Consider the following 4,381-nt stretch of genomic DNA (forward strand, 5'->3'; position numbering starts at 1 on the left):
TTACACACTCCGATCTCACCATATCCATAAGAAAACTCGGCCCAATATGAGCCGAATTTTCTGTTATGCATTTACTTTAAGTTTTTTGAACTCTTCTGTAAGCATTGGAAGAACTTCAAACAAGTCTCCAACAATTCCATAATCAGCAACCTTGAAGATATTTGCTTCAGGATCCTTGTTAATTGCTACAATAATTTTTGAGTTAGACATTCCTGCTAAATGCTGAATTGCTCCTGAAATACCAACAGCAATATAAAGATCCGGAGTTACCACTTTTCCTGTTTGACCGATTTGTAGTGAATAATCACAGTAGTCAGCATCACAAGCTCCACGAGAAGCTCCAACTGCACCGCCTAATACGTCAGCAAGCTCCTTCAATGGTCCGAAGCCTTCCTCACTCTTCACTCCACGTCCTCCAGCAATAACAACCTTCGCTTCAGATAAGTCAACACCTTCAGAAGATTTGCGTACTACTTCTTTAATAACAGTACGAAGGTTTGTAATTTCTACTGATAACGATGAAACGTCGACAGATTTACTATCGTCTTTTGCAAGTGGAGCAATGTTATTAGGACGAACAGTTATAAAATCGATTCCGTCTTTTACTTTTACTTTTTCAAATGCTTTTCCAGAATAAATTGGACGAATATAAACTGCATCATCCCCTTCTCCTTCAATAGCCGTTACGTCAGAAACTAATCCGATTTGTAATTTACCAGCAATTTTTGGTGATAAATCTTTTCCTAAAGCAGTATGACCAAAAACAATAGCTTCTGGATTTTCTTGTTCAACTACTGCCATAAATGCTTGACCATAGCCATCAGAAGTATATTGCTTTAAATGTGGATGTTCTACCGTAATGACACGGTCTGCACCATATTTCCCTAGCTCAACAGCTAAGTCCTGGACTGCATCCCCTAATAATACTGCTACTACTTCTCCACCATCAGAAATTTGCTTTGCTGCAGCGATTGATTCATATGATACGTTACGAAGTGCACCTTCACGTGCTTCCCCTAAAACTAATACTTTTTTAGACATGATTTGTTCCTCCCATTTTATAAATGATTCGAACCCTCTTTAATTTCGAGATGTTCATAGATTACTAGAAACTAAATGTTATACTACTTTCGCTTCTGTATGAAGAAGGCTCACTAGCTCTTTCACTTGATCAGCTAGATCTCCTTCTAATACTTTTCCAGCTTCCTTTTTAGGAGGTAAGTAAATTTCGATTGTTTCTGTTTTAGCCTCTACATCATCTTCGTCAATATCAAGGTCATCTAATTCTAGTTCTTCTAAAGGTTTTTTCTTCGCCTTCATAATACCTGGTAAAGAAGGGTAGCGTGGTTCGTTCAAACCTTGCTGTGCAGTAACTAAAAGAGGTAATGATGCCTCTAAAATTTCTGTATCCCCTTCAACGTCACGTTTGATTGTAGCAGTTGTTCCGTTGATTTCAAGGTTTGTAATTGTAGTTACGTAGTTGATACCCAATAGTTCTGCAACACGTGGTCCAACTTGACCTGAACCGCCATCGATCGCAACGTTACCTGCTAAGATTAGATCTGCATCCTTGTCTTTTAAGTATTCCGAAATAATATGAGCCGCTGTGAACTGGTCCATTTCTTCTATGTCGTCTTCTGTATTGATCAGTACTGCTTTATCAGCACCCATCGCTAAAGCGGTACGTAATTGTTTTTCTGCATCCTCGCCGCCCATTGTAATAACCGTTACTTCTCCGCCATGTGCGTCGCGTACTTGGATTGCTTCTTCTATTGCATACTCATCGTAAGGGTTGATGATGAACTCTGCACCATCCTCTTGAATTTTTCCTCCGCTTACAACAATTTTCTCCTCTGTGTCGAACGTGCGTTTAACTAGAACATAAATATTCATGTTGAAGTCCTCCCCATATTGTTATTTACCTTTAAAGTCAGGCTGTCTCTTTTCAATAAATGCTGAAATACCTTCTTTTGCATCCTCTGAAACAAAAACTGTTCCGAAGGCATTCGCTTCTGCTTTAACACCCTCGTGATAAGATGCAGGCTTCACATATTGAAGCATTTCCAATGCTGCCTTTACTGCAACTGGGCTTTTCTTTGCAATTTTAGCTGCTAGCTCTCCAGCCTTTTCAAACAATTCTTCCTCTGGGTAAGCATGATTTGCTAGCCCGTATACAGCTGCATCTTTCCCACTGATAGGATCGCTTGTTAAAAGCATTTCTGCTGCTTTAGCAAACCCAACATAGCGTGGAAGACGTTGGGTGCCGGCAAAGCCAGGTATTAATCCCAACTGTAGCTCTGGCAATCCAAGCTTAGCATTTTCAGCAACTAGTCTAATATGACAGCTCATTGCCAGTTCCAATCCCCCACCTAGTGCTGCACCATGAATGGCAGCAATAATTGGTTTAGAGAATGTTTCGACTCTTTCGAATATAGTTTGTCCACTAGAAGCTAGCTTTGAAAACTCTTCTCCAGAAGTCACTGTGGTAAATTCCTTAATATCTGCCCCTGCTGAGAAAAATCGTCCTTCTCCTTTTAGAAGGATCACACGAACCTTATCGTCGTGCTCCACTTCGTCTAACAAGCTATTAACTTCTAAAATGACACCCCTTGCTAGTGCATTTGCAGGAGGACGATTCAAAGTAACAGTTGCTACATGATTTTCGACATTCCATGACAAAAACTCCATTTACCCACATCCCTTTTTAGGTTGTTATCCCTTTTAATAATAAACGATGTACTTTCTCTGTAAGTCCGACCAAGTCATATTTATACTCATTCATCACCCAGGAAGTAGTCGTCTCATCAATTGTACCAAAAACCATTTGTCTTGCTAAGCGAATATCTACAGAATTTTCGAATTCCTCATTTTTTATACCTTCTTTTAAGATGGTGTCGAGCAATGTCAAATAATTTTTTAAGATAGCATTTATTCGTAAACGCAAGGCTAGATTGGATTGACGGAGCTCCAATTGGGTTACAGTTGCTAGATGCTTATTACTTGCCAGTACCTTAAAATGATTTTCAATCATCTTATATAATTTTTCAGAGGCACTGATGTCCTCTTTCAAAATTTCTTTCAAGTTTTCAGCAAACACTTCCATTTTTTCTTCAAAAACCGATATTAATATATCTTCCTTGTTTTTAAAGTATAAATAGATTGTTCCATCTGCAACACCAGCTTGTTTAGCTATTTTAGAAACCTGAGATTGATGGTATCCGTTTTCAGCTATGACGATGATTGCTGCGTCAATAATTTGTTTGTACTTAGGTTTGTCTTTCTTCAATGAATTCACCACCAAAAAATAAAAATATGAATGATGATTCATTCATATTTTTATTTTATATTCAATTTTTTATATTGTCAATAAACAATTAACTCTCAACTGCTACCTTCTTCAACTTTTCTCTTTCTTCCTCTATCAGATTTCTTCTTAAAATTTTCCCGATGGCTGTTTTAGGAAGCTCATCTCTAAATTCATAAATTCTAGGAACCTTAAAGGAAGCAAGGTTATCACGACAATGTGTATTGAGGTCTTCCTCTGTTGCAGTCATACCCTCTTTTAATACGATGTATGCCTTTACTGTTTCTCCTCGATATGGATCTGGTACTCCAGCTACTACACATTCTTGAACAGCTGGATGTTCGTATAATACTTCTTCTACATCACGCGGATAAATATTATACCCACCAGCGATTATAAGGTCTTTTTTACGGTCTACAATATAAAAGAAACCGTTTTCATCCATGTACCCTAAATCACCTGTTAATAACCATCCGTCTCGCATCGTCATTTCCGTATCTTCTTTGCGATTCCAATAGCCTTTCATTACCTGTGGGCCTTTGACAGCGATTTCACCTATTTCTCCATGTGGCAATGACTCAGTAGATTCTGGTCCAAAAATGGTAGCTTCTGTATCTGGCCAAGGAACACCAATGGAGCCTTTTACCCGGTCCTCACTGTATATTAAATTTGCATGTGTAACAGGAGACGTTTCAGTTAAACCATAACCTTCTACTAGTCTTCCACCTGTTATTTCTTCAAACTTTTCTTGAACCTCGGCTGGTAGGGCTGCTGAACCACTTAAACAAGCTACGATAGAAGATAAGTCATACTTTTTAACATCTGGGTGATTTAAAATACCGATATACATAGTTGGAGCGCCTGGAAATAGTGTGGGTTTTTGTTTATCAATTGTTTTTAGGGCCGTCTCAACATCAAACTTAGGTAATAATATCATACGATTGCATTGCATGACAGAAAAAATCATTACAGTAGTCATTCCATATACATGAAAGAAAGGTAGGATACCTAAAATTGACTCTTCTCCTTCACGACATTCATGCAACCATGCTCTGCTCATAGAAACGTTTGAAATTA

At 38.3% G+C, this 4,381-nt stretch carries 5 protein-coding genes; all 5 read right to left on the reverse strand.

What is annotated here, in order from left to right:
- Window positions 1-63: 63 nt before the first annotated feature.
- Window positions 64-1,041 (reverse strand): electron transfer flavoprotein subunit alpha/FixB family protein, encoded by a 978-nt coding sequence (locus tag AC06OU_RS02695; RefSeq protein WP_169361110.1) that lies wholly within the window; start codon window positions 1,039-1,041, stop codon window positions 64-66.
- Window positions 1,042-1,119: 78 nt separating this feature from the next.
- The gene (locus AC06OU_RS02700; protein WP_169361109.1) at window positions 1,120-1,893 is read right to left on the reverse strand and encodes an electron transfer flavoprotein subunit beta/FixA family protein; all 774 of its coding nucleotides are present in this window, start codon (window positions 1,891-1,893) and stop codon (window positions 1,120-1,122) included.
- A gap of 21 nt (window positions 1,894-1,914) precedes the next feature.
- Window positions 1,915-2,688 (reverse strand): enoyl-CoA hydratase, encoded by a 774-nt coding sequence (locus AC06OU_RS02705; protein WP_475853807.1) that lies wholly within the window; start codon window positions 2,686-2,688, stop codon window positions 1,915-1,917.
- Window positions 2,689-2,704: 16 nt separating this feature from the next.
- Entirely contained in the window at window positions 2,705-3,286 is a 582-nt protein-coding gene (locus AC06OU_RS02710; RefSeq protein WP_475853809.1) for a TetR/AcrR family transcriptional regulator, read from the reverse strand.
- Between the two features lie 88 nt (window positions 3,287-3,374).
- The coding region (locus AC06OU_RS02715) for an AMP-binding protein (RefSeq protein ID WP_475853811.1) at window positions 3,375-4,381 on the reverse strand (1,007 nt) is incomplete at its 5' end.

The organism is Psychrobacillus sp. (assembly GCF_056205495.1).